At 52.8% G+C, this 17768-nt stretch carries 17 protein-coding genes and 1 riboswitch; of the genes, 6 read left to right on the top strand and 11 right to left on the bottom strand.

Translation table 11 applies throughout. From position 1 onward, the window contains the following. Window position 1: 1 nt before the first annotated feature. The gene (glyQ, locus tag LGV68_RS20475) at window positions 2–919 is read right to left on the bottom strand and encodes a glycine--tRNA ligase subunit alpha (protein ID WP_024374365.1); all 918 of its coding nucleotides are present in this window, start codon (window positions 917–919) and stop codon (window positions 2–4) included. A 213-nt stretch (window positions 920–1132) separates the two neighbouring features. After that, window positions 1133–1247: riboswitch (yybP-ykoY riboswitch) on the top strand. A 91-nt stretch (window positions 1248–1338) separates the two neighbouring features. Here glyQ and LGV68_RS20470 point away from each other — a divergent pair. Together LGV68_RS20470 and LGV68_RS20465 are read left to right on the top strand one after the other, a co-directional pair. Then, entirely contained in the window at window positions 1339–1893 is a 555-nt protein-coding gene (locus tag LGV68_RS20470; protein ID WP_020332593.1) for a TMEM165/GDT1 family protein, read from the top strand. A gap of 141 nt (window positions 1894–2034) precedes the next feature. Further along, a complete protein-coding gene (locus LGV68_RS20465; protein WP_020332592.1) occupies window positions 2035–2295 on the top strand; it encodes a hypothetical protein in 261 nt (86 codons plus the stop codon). A 35-nt stretch (window positions 2296–2330) separates the two neighbouring features. On the opposite strand, the gene tusA is transcribed toward LGV68_RS20465, so the two are convergent. Then, a complete protein-coding gene (gene tusA / locus LGV68_RS20460) occupies window positions 2331–2579 on the bottom strand; it encodes a sulfurtransferase TusA (RefSeq protein WP_020332591.1) in 249 nt (82 codons plus the stop codon). A gap of 137 nt (window positions 2580–2716) precedes the next feature. Here tusA and LGV68_RS20455 point away from each other — a divergent pair, with 137 nt between their 5' ends. Together LGV68_RS20455 and LGV68_RS20450 are read left to right on the top strand one after the other, a co-directional pair. Then, the gene (locus LGV68_RS20455) at window positions 2717–2902 is read left to right on the top strand and encodes a hypothetical protein (protein WP_024374367.1); all 186 of its coding nucleotides are present in this window, start codon (window positions 2717–2719) and stop codon (window positions 2900–2902) included. A 135-nt stretch (window positions 2903–3037) separates the two neighbouring features. Further along, window positions 3038–3994 carry a LysR family transcriptional regulator gene (locus LGV68_RS20450; RefSeq protein WP_020332589.1) on the top strand — a complete coding sequence of 319 codons (957 nt, stop codon included), beginning with the start codon at window positions 3038–3040 and terminating at the stop codon, window positions 3992–3994. A 34-nt stretch (window positions 3995–4028) separates the two neighbouring features. Here the strand turns inward: LGV68_RS20450 and LGV68_RS20445 are convergent, their stop codons facing one another. The 6 genes from LGV68_RS20445 to ilvG all read right to left on the bottom strand — a co-directional run bounded on the left by LGV68_RS20445 (window position 4029) and on the right by ilvG (window position 11456). Continuing rightward, complete coding sequence (locus LGV68_RS20445) at window positions 4029–5009, bottom strand: MDR family oxidoreductase (RefSeq protein WP_158125553.1); 981 nt, start codon at window positions 5007–5009, stop codon at window positions 4029–4031. Window positions 5010–5170: 161 nt separating this feature from the next. After that, a complete protein-coding gene (gene ilvA, locus LGV68_RS20440) occupies window positions 5171–6703 on the bottom strand; it encodes a threonine ammonia-lyase, biosynthetic (protein WP_158125554.1) in 1533 nt (510 codons plus the stop codon). 3 nt (window positions 6704–6706) lie between these two features. After that, window positions 6707–8548: a dihydroxy-acid dehydratase gene (ilvD, locus tag LGV68_RS20435; protein WP_222728527.1), complete on the bottom strand. Its 1842-nt coding sequence runs from the start codon at window positions 8546–8548 to the stop codon at window positions 6707–6709. A gap of 12 nt (window positions 8549–8560) precedes the next feature. Beyond that, complete coding sequence (ilvE, locus tag LGV68_RS20430; protein ID WP_020332585.1) at window positions 8561–9502, bottom strand: branched-chain-amino-acid transaminase; 942 nt, start codon at window positions 9500–9502, stop codon at window positions 8561–8563. 11 nt (window positions 9503–9513) lie between these two features. Further along, on the bottom strand, window positions 9514–9798 hold the full coding sequence (ilvM, locus tag LGV68_RS20425) for an acetolactate synthase 2 small subunit (RefSeq protein WP_014204160.1): 285 nt from the start codon (window positions 9796–9798) through the stop codon (window positions 9514–9516). An 11-nt stretch (window positions 9799–9809) separates the two neighbouring features. Next, window positions 9810–11456 carry an acetolactate synthase 2 catalytic subunit gene (gene ilvG, locus LGV68_RS20420; protein WP_020332584.1) on the bottom strand — a complete coding sequence of 549 codons (1647 nt, stop codon included), beginning with the start codon at window positions 11454–11456 and terminating at the stop codon, window positions 9810–9812. A 483-nt stretch (window positions 11457–11939) separates the two neighbouring features. Here ilvG and LGV68_RS20415 point away from each other — a divergent pair, with 483 nt between their 5' ends. Both LGV68_RS20415 and LGV68_RS20410 read left to right on the top strand, forming a co-directional pair. Next, entirely contained in the window at window positions 11940–13463 is a 1524-nt protein-coding gene (locus LGV68_RS20415) for a YifB family Mg chelatase-like AAA ATPase (RefSeq protein WP_222747590.1), read from the top strand. A 103-nt stretch (window positions 13464–13566) separates the two neighbouring features. After that, window positions 13567–14460 carry an acyltransferase gene (locus LGV68_RS20410; protein WP_222757769.1) on the top strand — a complete coding sequence of 298 codons (894 nt, stop codon included), beginning with the start codon at window positions 13567–13569 and terminating at the stop codon, window positions 14458–14460. Window positions 14461–14500: 40 nt separating this feature from the next. On the opposite strand, the gene LGV68_RS20405 is transcribed toward LGV68_RS20410, so the two are convergent. Genes LGV68_RS20405 through ccoG form a run of 3 tightly spaced genes read right to left on the bottom strand, consistent with a single transcriptional unit; the run spans window position 14501 to window position 17586 of the window. After that, window positions 14501–15100, bottom strand: coding sequence for a thiol:disulfide interchange protein DsbA/DsbL (locus LGV68_RS20405; RefSeq protein WP_061057048.1), 600 nt, complete (start codon window positions 15098–15100; stop codon window positions 14501–14503). A 30-nt stretch (window positions 15101–15130) separates the two neighbouring features. Further along, complete coding sequence (locus tag LGV68_RS20400) at window positions 15131–16117, bottom strand: serine/threonine protein kinase (protein ID WP_252535986.1); 987 nt, start codon at window positions 16115–16117, stop codon at window positions 15131–15133. Between the two features lie 44 nt (window positions 16118–16161). Then, entirely contained in the window at window positions 16162–17586 is a 1425-nt protein-coding gene (ccoG, locus tag LGV68_RS20395; protein ID WP_020332579.1) for a cytochrome c oxidase accessory protein CcoG, read from the bottom strand. Between the last annotated feature and the right edge of the window lie 182 nt (window positions 17587–17768).

Here is a 17768-nt window from a genome sequence, read left to right as displayed (position 1 = left end):
CTTACTTCTCTTCGGACTTTTTACACATTGGGAAGCCCAGAGCTTCACGAGATGCGTAGTAAGCTTCGGCAACTGACTTGGTCAGGTTGCGAATACGCAGAATGTAGCGCTGACGTTCGGTTACGGAGATCGCTTTACGCGCATCCAGTAGGTTGAACGCGTGCGCCGCTTTCAGAATGCGCTCGTACGCTGGCAATGGTAGCGGTTTTTCCAGTTCCAACAGGTGGACACACTCTTTTTCGCACTGATCGAAGAAGGTGAACAGGAAATCAACATCTGCATGTTCGAAGTTGTAAGTAGACTGTTCCACCTCGTTTTGGTGGAAGATGTCACCGTAGGTGACTTTACCCAGAGGGCCATCGGTCCATACCAAGTCATACACAGAATCCACGCCCTGAATGTACATGGCCAGACGCTCAATACCGTAAGTGATTTCACCCGTTACCGGTTTACACTCCAGGCCGCCTACTTGCTGGAAGTAAGTAAACTGCGTCACTTCCATGCCGTTCAGCCACACTTCCCAGCCCAGACCCCAAGCGCCCAGCGTTGGGTTTTCCCAGTTGTCTTCCACGAAGCGAATGTCGTGTACACGTGGGTCAACGCCCAGCACTTCCAGAGAACCCAGGTACAGTTCCTGAATGTTGTCTGGTGACGGTTTAATGATGACCTGGAATTGGTAGTAGTGTTGCAGACGGTTTGGGTTCTCACCGTAGCGGCCGTCAGTCGGACGACGTGATGGCTGAACATACGCCGTGGCAATTGGCTCAGGACCAAGAGCACGCAAGCATGTCATTGGGTGAGACGTACCTGCGCCCACTTCCATATCTAATGGTTGAACAATGGTACAGCCTTGTTGGGCCCAATAATCCTGCAGCGCGAGGATCATACCCTGAAAGGTTTTGATATCGTATTTTTGCATAGTCAGGTTCGCGCGATTCTTCTGTCTGAATTGATAAAAAATAACGATCAAGTATACCGAGTTATTCCCCGACAAAGTAGAGGAAATCTTGCTTAATTAATCGGCGAAAATCTCTTTTAATGGAGTTTTTGTCGTTTAAGCGGCGCAAATTTCTCAATGTTGCGGCTTTTCGCCATCTTGGGGTTGAGATTCGTGGCGAGGCTGGATAGAATTCATCCCGTCTTTGGGGAGTAGCTTATCGATCAAATCACTTCATTTGGTCGGTTCGTTCGTCAACACAATTGGTGCACAATCACCATGGCGTTCGAGACTCGGTGCCTACCGGGTTTAGCAAGACCTTAGACAAACATCACGAACCGGGGTGGGGCGTGTCTGTTTGTCTATGGTTATATAATTATCCCTGCCCCAATGAGCAAGTCGTGAGCGTTTTAGCTATCTCTATTACTACTGTTGCACTGGCCGAAATCGGGGATAAAACCCAGCTTTTGTCGTTATTACTCGCCAGTCGATACCGTAAACCGATCCCTATTATTGCTGCTATTTTTCTGGCTACTATCGCCAACCATGCCTTGGCGGCGTGGCTCGGGGTTGTCGTGGCCGATTATCTGTCGCCTGACGTATTGAAATGGGTGCTGGTGGTGAGCTTTTTGGCGATGGCCGCCTGGGTACTGATCCCGGATAAACTCGATGATGACGAAGACATTTCCAACCGTGGCCCGTTTGTCGCCAGCTTCATTGCGTTTTTTGTGGCGGAAATTGGCGACAAAACCCAGATCGCGACTTCGATTCTGGGGGCGCAGTACGCGGATGCTTTGTCGTGGGTCGTGCTCGGCACCACTATCGGTATGTTGCTGGCGAACGTGCCAGTGGTGCTGATCGGTAAATTGTCGGCCGACAAAATGCCGCTGGGGCTGATCCGTAAAGTGACCGCAGCGCTGTTTGCCGCGTTAGCGGTTGGCGCGGCGTTTTTCTGAAAAATAAACGTTCGTTGAAACAAACCATTAGCACAGATCACGCTCTGATGATTTCCGGTGCAGAGAGTGATATTCGCCATATTCATGTCATACTTGTCATGCTAGTGTAAAGGTCAACCATCATCGCGAGAGGGTAGGTTTATGCTGACACGTTATATGGGAATGAGCGCTAAAAGTCAGAGTTACTTGTTTACTTTTGGTTTGGCGTTAACTTTGCTTGGCATGTCGTTAACGGATATGTGGTTACCGATGGTGGCGGGTGCCATCATTATGGCCGGACTTACGGTTGAGTCCTGGATTCGAGTGGCTCACATCATTCCGATGCATGAAGAAATGCGCGCGATGCAAAAGCAGATTCATCGTTTACAGGCGGAAATCCGCTCAATCGAACAGCAAGAATAAACAAAAGGCTGCCATTGGCAGCCTTTTTTGTCTCTCTACTCCAGCCCTTTTTTTATCAGGTACTGGTAGGGTAGCTCGTCGGTCTTTGCCGCGAGCAGCTGATGATCCATAAAGCGGCAGAAGCTCGGAATGTCGCGTGTCGTCGATGGGTCATCGGCTTTGATCAGCAGCACTTCACCGTCTTTCATCGTACGAATCGTCTTCCTGACCATCATCACTGGCTCTGGGCAGCGTAATCCTTCCGCTTCTAAAACTAACGTGGCTAATTCAGGATTAAAAGTCATGGTCAAACCTAATGGATGTCACAAATTAGGCCTAGATAATACTGGCGAGGAAAAAATATTCAATAAGCGCTTGGCAAAGTGATCTTTTTGTTTTAATTTGGTTAACAAGTTGGTAACAAATCGCTAAGGAGTGCAATATGTTGACAGCACTGGACAGACTGACCATCTACTCGGTTCTGTGTTTTATTTCCTTTTGCGCCCTTGTGATGCGATCACCAGCCGAAACCTCATTAATGCCGCTACTCGGCGTGAGTGCTTCGATATTTGGGATTTGGCTCGAGATGCATCGCTGGCAAGGTGCATCTGGTGAGCAAGAACATTAACACACACTTGTCAAACTACGCTCAATTACATTCCGACACTATCCCCATTTTTCTTGGGCTTCCCCGCCGAAAGGCGGGATTTTTTTTGCCTATTGGTTACACTCTCCCTATTCGTCATAAACCCCGGACTTCAGTGTGGAATTGGAAGATATTTATCGCCGCGATCTCAATCTGTTGATTGCATTGCGGGTTTTGGTGGAAGAGTGCAGCGTCAGTAAAGCGGCGGAGCGGCTTAATCTCAGTCAGTCAGCCATGAGTCGTGTGCTTGGCCGCCTGCGCAGCCTGCTTGATGATCCGCTGTTTACCCGTCAGGGGCAGCATCTGATCCCGACCGAAAAAGCACTGGCGTTTAACCGTGAACTCGGTGAGCCGCTGGAAAGCCTGCGTCAATTGTTGTCACCAGCCGAGTTTGATCCCAAGTCCTGTGCTCAGACGTTTACCATTGCGACCACTGATTACGCGATGCAGACCATTTTGCCGTTTGCGTTGCCGCGTATTTATCAGGAAGCGCCCAATGTGGCGTTTGAGTTTCTGCCGCTGCAACACGAACGTTTAGTGGATCAGCTCACTTACGATGGCGCCGATCTGGCGATTTGTCGTCTGATTCGTTCGGTCGAACCGCTGCAAAGTGAAGTGCTGGGGCGTGTCGGGGTGCTGTGCTTACTCTCGCGTCACCATCCGTTGGCGCAGCAGTCGATGACCTTGCAGGATTATCTCGATTTCCCTCATGCAATGATTGCCATCAGTGATGGGGTAAAAGCGCTGCTTGATCAGGCGTTGGAAGGATTACCTTCCAGACGAATGGTGCTCAGGGCGTATCACTTGGAAGCGGCGTTGGCGATTATCGACACCATGCCGCTGATCATCACGGTACCGGCAGACTTGGCGTATCTGGTCGCGGAACGTTATGACCTAGTGGTGAAGCCACTGCCGTTTTCCTTTACGCCGTTCGATTATTCGATGATTTGGCATCCGCGCTGCGAACATTCCCCGGCGCAGGAGTGGCTGCGTAGCATGGTGAAGGAGGAGTGCAGCAAATTGATTGCCAAGCGGGTTGAAGATATGGGCTTAGACGAATCAAGGCCCGATTAGGGCCTTGAGATAGAGAACGTCGTGAGCGCGAAAATTACAGCTTGATCACCACGCGGCCGGTGACTTGACCATTAGTGATATCTTGCGCGTATTGCGGCGCTTGCTCCAGACCAATTTCGGTACACGCTTGCTCGAAGTAACTCGCAGGCAGCAGTTCAACCAGTTTTTCCCATGCGGCAATGCGTTTTTCGCGCGGACAGTTGACCGAATCGACACCTTGCAGGCGCACGTTGCGCAGAATAAATGGCATGACGGTGGTGGGCAGATCAAAACCACCTGCCAGACCGCACGCGGCAACGGCGCTGTTGTAGTCCATCTGTGCCAGGACTTTCGCCAGCACTTTGCTGCCAACAGTATCAATCGCACCGGCCCACACTTGTTTTTCCAGCGGGCGTGCTGGCTCTTCAAACTCGCTGCGGTCGATGATGCGGCTCGCGCCCAGTTTTTCTAACAGCGGACCGTTTTGTTCCGCGCGACCGGTCACCGCGGCCACTCGATAACCCAGCGTGGCCAGCAGAGTCACTGCGACAGAACCCACACCACCACTGGCGCCAGTCACCACAACTTCGCCGTCCTGCGGTTGGATACCGGCATCAAGCAGTGCTTGGACACACAACATCGCGGTAAAACCGGCGGTGCCGATCATCATCGCTTGTTTGCCATCAAAGCCTTGTGGCAGCGGAACCAGCCAGTCACCTTTGAGGCGTGCTTTTTGCGCCATACCGCCCCAGTGGTTTTCGCCCACGCCCCAGCCAGTGAGGGCCACATCGTCACCTGCCTGATAGCGTGCATCCTGTGAGCTGATCACTTTGCCTGCCAGATCGATGCCCGGCACCATTGGAAACTGACGAATAATTTTGCCTTTGCCCGTGATGGCCAGGCCATCTTTGTAGTTCAGTGATGAATAATCGACGGCGATCAGCACGTCACCTTCCGGCAACTGCGCTTCATCAATCTGCTCAATACTGGCCAGAGTACGTTTATCTTCTTGATTCAAAATCAAAGCTTGAAACATGGGGTTCTCCACACATGGCTAAACATTAACTCTAGTCTAGATCTGATAGGTCTATGAATTAAATGAAACTTTAGCATTATATCTATGCGCAAAAAGCATAGTCATAGTAAGGGTATTGTGAAGAGAGAAAAAACAAGCCACCGCAATGGGTGGCTTGAGTCTTATTTGGCGAGGAAGAAGCGATAGGCCGGGTTGTCGGTTTCATCTTTATAGTGATAACCGAGTTCGACCAAATGCGCTGAGAAGCGCGCCAGATCGTCATCACTGAGTTCAAAGCCACACAGCACACGGCCGTAATCGGCACCGTGGTTGCGGTAGTTGAACAGGCTGATATTCCAGTGGGTACCCAGCGTGCTGAGGAATTTGAGCAGCGCGCCCGGATATTCCGGAAACTCAAAGCTGTACAAACGTTCTCTGAGTGGCTTGGACGGACGCCCGCCAATCATGTAACGAATGTGCAGTTTGGCCATTTCATCATCGGACAGGTCCTGAACCGGATAGCCGGACTGACGCAGTTCGTGAATGATGGTTTTCAGCTCTTCCTGGCCGCCCATCAGACGTATACCGACAAAAATGTTAGCCAGTTGGTCGTCACTGTAGCGGTAGTTGAACTCGGTGACCGCCCGGCCGCCGATGATTTGGCAAAATTCAAAGAACGCGCCTTTGCGCTCTGGAATGGTGACCGCCAGCAGACCTTCACGTTTCTCACCCAGTTCGCAACGTTCGGACACGTAGCGCAAACCGTGAAAGTTGGTGTTGGCGCCGGACAGCACAGTCGCCAGTTGCTTATCTTTCAGCCCATTCTGTTCTGCAAATTTCTTCAGCCCTGCCAGAGCCAGCGCGCCAGACGGTTCGGCAATGGCGCGGGTGTCTTCGAAAATATCTTTTACCGCCGCACAGATTTCATCGCTGGACACGGTAATGTGGCCATCGAGATACTGCTGACACAGACGAAACGTTTCATCGCCGATGCGTTTTACGGCTACGCCGTCGGCAAACATGCTGACTTGATCGAGCACCACTGGTTCACCAGCATCCAGCGCTGCTTTGAGGCAGGCCGAATCTTCCGGTTCAACCGCAATCACTTTGATTTCCGGCATCAGCTGTTTGACCAGCACCGCAACACCTGCCGCAAGGCCGCCACCGCCGACGGGCACAAAGATGTAATCGAGATGGCCGTTTTGCTGCAGCATTTCCATGCCGATGGTGCCCTGACCGGCAATCACCAGCGGGTGATCGAACGGCGGCACAAAGGTGTAGCCACATTCCTGCGACAAGCGCTCAGCTTCGGCTTTGGCTTCGTCAAAGTTGCTGCCGTGCAGTACGACATTGCCGCCAAAACCGCGCACCGCTTCGACTTTGATGTCCGGCGTGGTACGAGGCATGACGATAGTGGTACGAATGCCCAGTTTGGTGCCAGAGAGCGCCATACCCTGAGCGTGGTTACCTGCGGAAGCGGCGATCACGCCAGCATTTTTCTGTTCTTCCGTCAGACTGGCCACCATGTTGTACGCGCCGCGCAGTTTGAACGAATGCACCGGCTGGCGGTCTTCACGTTTGATTTGCACCTGATTGCCAATGCGCGCCGACAGACGCGGCATGGCTTGCAGGGGCGTCACGTTCGCCACTTCATACACCGGCGCACGCAATATCTGGCGCAGGTAATCTGCGCCAGTTTGTTGAGTGAGCGTCATAAGCTAGCCCTCTAGCTTGGATTTGTCTCGCACCGCTCCTTTGTCAGCACTGGTTGCCATGCTGGCGTAAGCTTTAAGTGCAAAAGAGACTTCACGTTGACGATCGACCGGTTTCCAGCCGAGCTTATCTTGCGCTTCGCGACGCGCCGCCATCTCTGCATCAGAGATTTGCAGCACAATCGAACGATTCGGAATGTCGATCGCGATGGTATCGCCATTTTTCACCAAACCGATCGCACCGCCGTTCGCCGCTTCCGGAGAGGCGTGACCAATCGACAGACCCGAAGTCCCGCCGGAGAAGCGGCCGTCGGTCAGCAGCGCACACGCTTTGCCAAGGCCCATGGATTTGAGGTAGGTGGTCGGGTAGAGCATTTCCTGCATGCCCGGACCGCCTTTAGGGCCTTCGTAACGAATCACCACCACATCACCGGCTTTGACTTTGCCGCCCAGAATGCCTTCAACCGCATCTTCCTGGCTTTCAAACACCACGGCTGGGCCTTCAAATTTAAGAATGCTGGCGTCCACGCCGGCGGTTTTGACGATACAGCCATCAAGGGCAATGTTGCCTTTCAGTACCGCCAGACCACCATCCTGACTGAATGCATGCTCTTTGGTACGAATACAGCCTTCCTGACGGTCGTCATCCAGCGTATCCCAACGGCAATCTTGCGAGAATGCCTGAGTGGTACGAATGCCCGCCGGTCCGGCGCGGAAGAAGGTTTTCACAGCTTCAGAGTCGGTTTGTTTGACGTCGTATTGTGCCAACTGCTCGGCAAGCGAAATGCCCAGCACGGTACGAGTGTCATCATGCAGCAGGCCTGCGCGTTGCAGTTCACCCAGAATACCCATCACGCCACCAGCGCGGTGCACATCTTCCATGTGATATTTCTGCGTCGACGGCGCCACTTTACACAGGTGCGGAACCTGACGTGACATGCGATCGATGTCGGTCATGTCGAAATCCACTTCACCTTCTTGCGCCGCGGCCAGCAGATGCAGCACGGTGTTGGTCGAGCCGCCCATCGCGATATCCAGCGCCATCGCGTTTTCGAACGCATCTTTGGTGGCGATGTTGCGTGGTAGTGCGGTGGTATCCTCTTGCTGGTAGTAACGCTTGGTCAGATCGACGATGCGACGACCTGCACTCAAAAACAGCTCTTTACGGTCCGCGTGCGTGGCCAGCAGTGAGCCGTTGCCTGGCTGAGAAAGACCCAGCGCTTCCGTCAGACAGTTCATGGAGTTGGCGGTAAACATGCCAGAGCACGAACCACACGTCGGACACGCGGAACGTTCCACTTGCTGGCTCTGCTCGTCCGAAACGTTTGGATCGGCACCCTGAATCATGGCATCCACCAGATCCAGCTTGATGATTTGATCGGAAAGCTTGGTTTTACCCGCTTCCATCGGACCGCCAGAGACAAAAATGGTCGGAATATTGAGGCGCATGGACGCCATCAGCATTCCCGGGGTGATTTTGTCACAGTTGGAGATACACACCATGGCGTCGGCGCAGTGGGCGTTCACCATGTATTCTACCGAGTCGGCGATCAGTTCTCGTGATGGCAGCGAGTAAAGCATGCCGCCGTGGCCCATTGCGATACCGTCATCGACTGCAATGGTATTGAATTCTTTGGCGATGCCGCCCGCGGCTTCGATTTCACGCGCCACCATCTGACCGAGGTCTTTGAGATGGACGTGACCCGGCACGAACTGGGTGAATGAGTTCACCACGGCAATAATCGGTTTACCGAAATCTTCTTCTTTCACACCGGTTGCGCGCCACAGTGCGCGTGCACCAGCCATGTTGCGTCCATGAGTGGTGGTGGCCGAACGATACTTAGGCATAATCTTGTCTCCTTACTTCGCTTGCTCTGGGTATACGTAATCCAACCAGCCCCACTTATCTTCCGTGGTGCCGTTGAACAGGCCGAAGTAGGCCTTCTGCATCGCTTCGGTCACAGGACCGCGTTTGCCGATACCAACGGTGATTTGGTCAATGCTGCGTACCGGTACGATTTCCGCCGCCGTGCCAGTCATGAACACTTCGTCGGCCAGATACAGGGCTTCACGGGAAATATTGGCTTCACGCACTTCATAGCCCATGTCTTTTGCCAGCGTCATGATCGAGTCACGTGTGATGCCCGGCAGGATTGAGCTGGTGGTCGGTGGCGTCAGGATCTCGCCGTTCTTGACCACAAAAATGTTCTCGCCCGCGCCTTCAGACAGGTAACCATCCACGCTCAGTGCAATCCCTTCTGCGTAGCCGTGACGACGTGCTTCGCCGCCTACCAGCAGAGAAGACAGGTAGTTACCGCCCGCTTTGGCCGCGGTTGGAATGGTGTTTGGTGCGGCGCGGTGCCAGCTGGAGATCATCGCATCCACGCCATTTTCCAGCGCTTCTTCACCCAGATAGGCGCCCCAAGGGAATGCGGCGATGATGACTTCCATTTCGGTGCCAGCCGGCGGACATACGCCAAGGCCCACGTTGCCGACAAAAGCCAGCGGACGAATGTAGGCGCTGTCGAGTTTGTTGGCGCGCAGTGTTTCGCGGGTTGCTTCCATGATCTCTTCTTGAGAATACGGAATCGGGAAGCGGTAGATCTTGGCAGAATCAATCAGGCGCTGAGCATGCTCACGGTGACGGAAAATGATCGGACCTTTTGGCGTGTTGTAGCAGCGCACGCCTTCAAATACGGAGGTGCCGTAGTGCATGGCATGGGTCAACACGTGAACGGTCGCGTTTGCCCATGGCATCAGTTCACCATTGAACCAAATATAATCTGCAGTTTTAGTTGCCATGATTGCCTTCCTTAAGCACAAATCTTTTGTTGTAAGTTGTTATTTGGGAGCTCGTTGCTCTTGATGGGGGTCACATCAACGCTGCGGATATCCCATAATTTCTCAATCTGGTTAATCAGTGTGTTTATCGGACGATCGCTGTCGACGATGATTTCCACACTGGCAATTTTGCTTTCGTGGTTTTGCGTTGCCGCTACCTGTTTAATGATAAAGCCACGGTGGCGAACCACACGGAGAACACGCTCCAGCAGCACCGGTTTATCGTCTGCTTTGATGTCGAGTAAGTATCTTTGCATGATGGCGTCTCCTAGGTGTTCTCTAACATATCATTGTTGGACGCGCCTGGCGGTACCAACGGCCACACGTTCTCTTCTTCGTCGATCGCAACGTGCAGCAGGTAAGCGGTTTTACTCTCCAGCATCTCTTTCAGAGCGGGTTCCACTTCTTCTTTTCTTGTGATGGTTTTGCCCGGAATATCGAAGGCTTTCGCCAGCATGATGAAATCCGGGTTGTCATCGAGAATGGTTTCACTGTGGCGGCCGTCAAAGAACAGCGATTGCCACTGGCGCACCATGCCCAAACGCTGGTTATTCAGCAGCACCATCTTGACCGGGATCTGGCGACGTTTAAGCGTGCCCAGTTCCTGAATGTTCATCATAAACGAGCCGTCACCGGTGATGAGAATCGATTGGTCATTCGGGCGAGCCACCGCCGCACCCATTGCGGCTGGCAGGCCAAAGCCCATGGTGCCAAGGCCCGCGGATGAGATGAAGTTTTGCGGATCGCGCGGCTGAATGTGCTGCGCTGCCCACATCTGGTGCTGGCCGACATCGGTCGACACCATGGCGCTGTCCGGCATCATGTCAGACAGTTGTTTGAGCAGCAGCGGGGCAAAAATCGCTTCACCCGGGTGGTCGTAACGCCATTTGAATCCGCTGCGCAGGCTTTCACTGTGGTGAACCCAAGGCGAGATATCGTGGCTCAGTTCAAGCTGAGGCAAAATGGTGTTGATGTCGCCGCGCAGTGCCGCATTGGCCTGACGCAGTTTGTTAAATTCCGCCGCATCGATATCAATGTGAATGACTTTGGCGTGGGGTGCAAAGGTATCCAGCTTACCGGTCACACGGTCATCAAAACGTGCGCCAACAACGATCAGCAAATCGCTTTCCTGTACCACTAAGTTACCGGCTTTGGTGCCGTGCATACCCAGCATGCCAAGATAATGCGGATCGTGACGCTCGATGGTGCCCAGGCCTTTTAATGTGCTGACCGATGGCATCGGATTGAGACGCAGAAATTCGCGTACCGTGTCGGTGGCTTTGGCCAGTTGCACACCGCCGCCGACATACAATACCGGACGTTTGCTTTGAGCCAGCAGCGCTTGCGCTTGCGCCAGTTGCTGGGGATCGACCTGAGGTATCGCAGGAGGAGTAAAAGCGGGCAAAACGGAAACCGGTGCCTGACCCAGTTGCACATCTTTAGCGATATCAACGATCACAGGGCCTGGACGGCCGGTTTTGGCGACTTCAAATGCTTCCGCCAGGGTTGGCGCAAGTTCATTAATATCGGTAACGAGGTAACTGTGTTTGGTACACGAGAGTGACATACCAATCACATCCATTTCCTGGAAGGCGTCAGTGCCGATGTGAGAACTGGCAACCTGACCGGTAATTGCAACGAGAGGGACTGAATCGAGGAAGGCATCGGCAAGGCCGGTGACTAAGTTGGTAGCGCCTGGGCCGGAAGTGGCCATACATACTGCCACGTCCTGTGTGGCTCTTGCCATGCCGATAGCGGCCATGGCGGCTCCCTGTTCGTGTCGACACAAAATGTGTTCAACACCACCATCATACAAAGCATCATAGATTGGCATGATGGCGCCGCCGGGGTAACCAAAAACGGTTTTGATTCCCTGCTGTTTTAATGCGGCTACGACTAATTGAGCTCCGGTCATCGTAAGCCTCCCGAACAGCGATCCGACTCGCTGTTTTCTGTTGTGTTGTGCTTGCACCTCATGTGCTGCTCCCCATTCTTCCTGCCATGTCTGATGAGAGATTCATCAGCATGTGCTTTTTTTAAGTCTAACAGTTGTAAAAAAACCCCCGGACTTTTCAGTGCGGGGGTTTTTCGAATCTGGTGTTTATTTTGCGCCCACAAGCCCCCGCGCGGTCATAATCAGGACCACGATAATAAGGCTAATCAGAGAGTTGAAACGGGCGTATAAGTTCATCGTAATAATTCTAAATGTTGTCGTAATATCATACGAAATTGTTTGCGTCTCTAGTGGTAACACACATCTCCGTTACATGACAAGCAAAAACTCATTCTTTTTTCACATTCCCGTTTTAACCCTCCGCGTTATATAACAACTTTCGCAGCCCGCAGTCGAACTCAATCTGTGTGGTGAATGGTTTTTAATCAATAACTAAGGAAAGTCATGGGGCTTGCTATCATTCATAGCCGTGCCAGCATCGGTGTTCAGGCACCAGCGGTGACGGTGGAAGTACACATCAGTAACGGTATGCCGGGGTTTACGCTGGTTGGTTTGCCGGAGACAACCGTCAAAGAATCCCGCGATCGCGTGCGCAGCGCCATCATCAATTCCAAGTTCGAATTTCCCGCCAAACGCATTACCGTCAATTTAGCGCCCGCTGATCTGCCCAAAGAGGGCGGCCGTTTTGATTTGCCGATCGCGCTCGGCATTCTGGCTGCCTCGGATCAGATTGCCCGCACCCAATTGAGCGACCATGAATTCATCGGTGAGTTGGCGCTGTCGGGGGAAATTCGCAGCGTGAAAGGCGTGCTGCCCGCAGCCTTGGCGGCCAATCAGGCGCGGCGCAGTTTGGTGGTGCCCCATTTCAATGGCGATCAGGCGGCGCTGGTGGGGAAAGAGCAACATAAATCGGCGCGCACTCTGCTTGAAGTGTGTGCCGATCTGTGTGGTCAACAGACGTTATCGCTGTTTCAAAGTGACGCGCATGACGCCAGCGTACCGCGTGAGCGCGATTTGCAGGACATCATTGGTCAGCAGCAAGGCAAGCGGGCGTTGGAGATCGCGGCGGCGGGCAACCACAACCTGCTGTTTCTCGGCCCGCCGGGCACAGGTAAAACTATGTTGGCCTCGCGTCTGTGCGATCTGCTGCCAGAGATGACTGAGGCCGAGGCGATGGAGACTGCATCAGTGGCCTCGCTGACGCAGCAGGAAATCAACCAGCACAACTGGAAACAGCGTCCGTTTCGCGCGCCGCATCATTCCAGCTCCATGGCTGCACTGGTAGGTGGCGGCACTATTCCCCGCCCCGGAGAAATCTCACTTGCTCACAATGGCCTACTGTTTCTGGACGAAATGCCGGAGTTTGAACGCAAAGTGCTCGATTCACTGCGCGAGCCGCTGGAGTCCGGCGAGATTATTATTTCCCGCGCGCAGGGTAAAACCCGTTTCCCAGCGCGTTTTCAGTTGGTTGGCGCGCTCAATCCCAGTCCGACGGGGTATTACGAAGGCAATCAGGCGCGGGTGAATCCGCAGGGGATTTTACGCTATTTGAGCCGTTTGTCGGGGCCGCTGCTGGATCGCTTTGATATGTCGATTGAAATTCCGGCATTGCCCAAAGGCACTTTGTCACACGGCGGCGACCGCGGCGAGCCGACGGCGGTGGTGCAGGCGCGGGTCTTTCGCGCACGTGAAACCATGCTGGCACGCAGTGGCAAAGTGAATGCGCTGTTGCAAAGCCGTGAAATCGAAACTTATTGCCCGCTCAGTCAGCCGGATGCGGAATTTCTGGAAAATGCGCTGCACCGCCTGGGGTTGTCAATCCGGGCCTATCACCGCATCATCAAAGTCGCGCGCACCATTGCCGATTTGAGCGGTGAGGCACACATTCAACGGGCGCATCTGGCCGAAGCGCTCGGGTATCGCGCTATGGACCGGTTACTCAAACAGCTCACCGCCCAATCGGTCTAGGGCGGCAGTACTCTGACCATTGGCAGACGTATTTCTTTCAGCGGGCAAGCGAGTATAATTGCTCGCTGTTTTTTTATTCAATTTTTTGAAAACCATAAATTCTATGCTCGCTTACCTTCTGCTTGTCCTCAATATTGTGCTGGTGATCCTCAATACCATGTTCAGTTCGTTATTGATCTGCGCGATTGCGCTGGTCAAACTGCTGCTGCCGACGCCGAGATTGAAAGCGATGGCGACCAGCATGGCGGATAAAGCGATGTGGCTGTGGGCGACACTTAATGCGCGTATTCTGGCGATGTCAAACCGCGTCGAGTGGGACATTCAGGGCGGGGAAGGACTGAGTAAGCAGGGCTGGTATCTGATGATCAGCAACCACCTCAGCTGGACGGACATTGTCGTGCTGTGTTGTGTGTTCAAAGATCGTATTCCGATGCCGAAGTTTTTCCTCAAACAGCAACTGTTGTATGTGCCGTTTGTCGGCATGGGGTGTTGGGCGCTGGATATGCCGTTCATGCGTCGCTATTCGCGGGAATACTTGATTCGCCATCCACACAAGCGCGGCCAGGATCTGGCGACCACGCGTCGCTCGTGCGAAAAATTTAAGTTTCATCCGACGACGGTGGTGAACTACGTCGAAGGTACGCGTTTCACTCAGTACAAACAGCGTGCGACCCGTTCGCCTTACCAGCATCTGCTGGCGCCGAAAAGCGGCGGGATTGCGTATACGTTGGCAGCGATGGGTGAACAATTCTCCAATATTATCGATGTTACGCTGGCCTATCCGGATAACACCGATAAGCCGTTTCGCGATATGTTAATGGGCCGGATGCACCGCATTGTGGTGCGTATTCGCGTGTTGCCGGTCGATGAGCAGGTACGCGGTGACTATTTTCATGACAAACCGTATAAACGCCAGTTCCAGCAGTGGCTGACTGCGCTGTGGCAACGCAAAGATCAGCAGTTGGCAACGCTGTATCAGTCAAAAGCGGACGTATAAAAAAAGGAGCCTCAGGCTCCTTTTTTCTTGGCGGGCAAACTTACTTGCTCAGCAGGTAGTTCACCAGATCAAAGTACTCGTCCATCGTTTTGATGCCTTGCGCCTGAACCAGATAGTGGTTGTTCACCACGACAGAAGGAACGCCGGTCAGGCCGCTTTCCTGGAACTGCTTGTCAAAGCGGCGCACCATTGAGTCCACCGCGAAGCCGTTAAACGCAGCGTCGAATTTCGCACCGTCGATGCCTTCATCAACGAAGATCTGACGCAGCTCGGCATCATTTTTTGGTGGCTTGCGCAGGTTGTGAATGCGGTCAAACATCACCGGGATCATTTTGTCTTCAACGTTCAGTGCAATCATGGTCGCGTAGGCTTTGCTCATCGATTTGCCCATGTCACCACCCATGAATGAAACGTGGTTTTTTTGCAGCTTCACGCCTTCTGGCAGCTTGGTTTTTAGCTGAGAGATGATCGGTTCGAACGCGTTACAATGCGGACAGTAGAACGAAAAGTACTCAGTGACGCTCGGTTTTGAGGAAGGCTCTAAGTTGAGCACTTTGTATTGTTCCCCTTCTTTGAACTGCGCGGCATGGGCCGACAGGCTTAACATCAGGGTTGCAACCAGTGCAAACAGCTTTTTCATTGTGGACTCCATTATTCCTTTGAAGGCTTGTTACCATTGTGGCATCAGCGAGAGCGGAGGCTCTTCTAATGCTGCGATTTGTTCTTTGAATGCCAGTACCTGACTCTCCCAGTATTTTGGATCATTAAACCAGGGAAAGGCGAGCGGAAAGGCCGGATCTTGCCAACGTTTTGCCAGCCATGCCATGTAGTGCACCATTCGTAGACCGCGAAGTGGCTCGATAAGTTTCAATTGATTAAAGTTAAAATCGCAGAACTCTTGATAGCCTTCAAGCACAATATCGAGTTGGGTAAGCTTGTCGTTGCGATCGCCATTGAGCAACATCCACAAATCCTGTACCGCCGGGCCATTACGAGCATCGTCAAGATCGACAAACATCGGGCCATCCCGCCACAAAATATTGCCCGGGTGGCAGTCGCCATGCAGGCGAATTAAGGCTTGATCCGGTTTCCAGTGCTGCTCAATTCTGCTGATCAACATATCCAGATCGTGGAAAAAACTGTTTTCTAAATGCATCGGAATACATTGTGCGTTATGCAGCAGCGCGCGCGGCTGATAGAGATACTCATCTAGGCTGATCGTCGGGCGATGAATGAACGTTTTGCTCGCGCCCACTTTATGAATGCGGCCGAGAAAGCGTCCGACCCATTCCAGCTGTTCTTCATTGTCGACTTCAAACTGGCGCCCGCCAACGCTGTTAAACAGCGCAAAATGGTAACCCTGATAGTGGTGCAGTGAAGCGCCGTTGATCACCAGTGGTGCGGCGAGCGGGATCTCGGCGTCGGCCAGCTCCAGTGCAAAGTCGTGCTCTTCCTGAATCTGTTCGATGCTCCAGCGCTGCGGGCGGTAAAACTTGACCACAAAACGGCGGCGATCTTCATCGCTGAACTGATACACGCGGTTTTCGTAACTGTTGAGCGCCAGAAAACCCGATTCAGCGCGAATACCGATGCTCTCTAAGGCGTACCACATAAAGTCGGGCGTCAGGGCATCAAAATGAAAGGTTGCTTGTGTCATTGATTAAAAAGGGCTCATTGCTGAGCCCTTTTCCATGTCGAGTGTTAAAGCTTTTTAATAAACCGGCTTTCCACTTGCATTGTGAATTGGTTGCTGTCATCGGTGAGTATAAACTGAATTGTCGCAACCGGAGAGCTGAGATTGTCAGGTTTGACCCCCAGACTCATAGGCAGGTTGAGCACTTCGCCCGGTTCCACCTGCACGGTTTGTTTGCCATACCACGATACATCCGTCAGACCACTGACATCGAGTTTGTAGGTTTGGATGTGCTGAGTTTTGTTGATCACCTTGAGGGTGTAAGTATTTTCAATCTCGCCGGAGCTGTTAGTTCGGAACAGCTGATTACGGTCACGAATAACGCTGAGGCCGGCTGGATCAACCGCCGCCACCTGCGCAAAGAACAGCCCGATCATCACCAGTAACACCGCACCGTAACCCAGCAGTTTCGGCCGCATCACTTTGGTATGCTTGCCTGACAAACGGTGCTCGGTGGTGTAGCTGATCAGCCCTTTGTCGTAGCCCATGCGCTCCATTGTGGTGTCACATGCGTCAATGCAGGCACCACAGTTGATGCACTCATATTGCAGGCCGTCACGAATATCGATACCGGTCGGGCACACCTGAACACACAAATCACAATCGATACAGTCACCCAGACCGAGCGCTTTTTTGTCGGCTTTACGTGAGCGAGGGCCGCGCTGTTCGCCGCGCTCGGTGTTGTAGCCGACGATGAAAGTATCTTTGTCGAACATCGCCGATTGGAAACGTGCGTACGGGCACATGTGAATACACATGATAGAACGCATCCAGCCTGCGTTACCGTAGGTACAGACGGCAAAGAACATCACCCAGAACACCGGCCAGAAGGTCGAGTTGAAGGTAAAGAAGTCGATAACCAGATCGCGCACTGGCACAAAGTAGCCCACGAACGTGAAACCCGTCGCCAGAGCGATCGCAAACCAGGCGATGTGTTTGGCGGTTTTGCGCATCGCCAGATTGGCGGTCATTTTACTGCCGTCTTGCTTACGGCGCTTGTTGGCACTGCCTTCCAGTTTTTCTTCAAACCAGATATACATGAACGTCCATACGGTTTGCGGACACAGGTAACCACACCACACCCGGCCTAAAAAGGTAGTGATAAAGAACAGGCCGAACGCCGCGATCATAAACAGCAGTGCCAGCAGGGTCAGATCCTGCGGGTAGAGCGTTGTGCCGAAGAAATTGAACTGCTGGTGGCCGATATCGAGCAGAATGGCCTGGCGATCGCCGTAGGAAATCCACGGTACCAATCCAAATAACAGCAGTAGAAACCAGCCTCCGTAACGGCGCAGCTTCTGGTAGGTCCCTTTGCTTTCGCGCACGTAAATGCGGTTGCTCGGGTTGAACCGGTCTCCTTCCTGACCTTTATGGGTCTTCGGGTTAAAGACTTTCGGAGTCACATCTTTGATGTCGATCTTGTCCTGACTCATCAAACTATCCTTTTGGGCATCATGGTGCGATTTCTGGTGCTCACACTCTTTTTGACATTGCTTAACCCTTTTTACGCAAATGGCGTAGAAGGGGGGAATAAGGTTGCTTCATAAAGTGGTGATTATAGCGGCAATAACGTTTTTATTTCTTTAACGCAATCAACCTTTAACAACAAATATCC

Source organism: Vibrio sp. LQ2, assembly GCF_023920125.1.
In the GTDB taxonomy this organism is placed as follows: Bacteria; Pseudomonadota; Gammaproteobacteria; order Enterobacterales; family Vibrionaceae; genus Vibrio; species Vibrio fluvialis.
The sequence above is the reverse complement of the archived record's forward strand: the minus strand, read 5'-3'. Positions and strand labels throughout refer to the sequence as shown.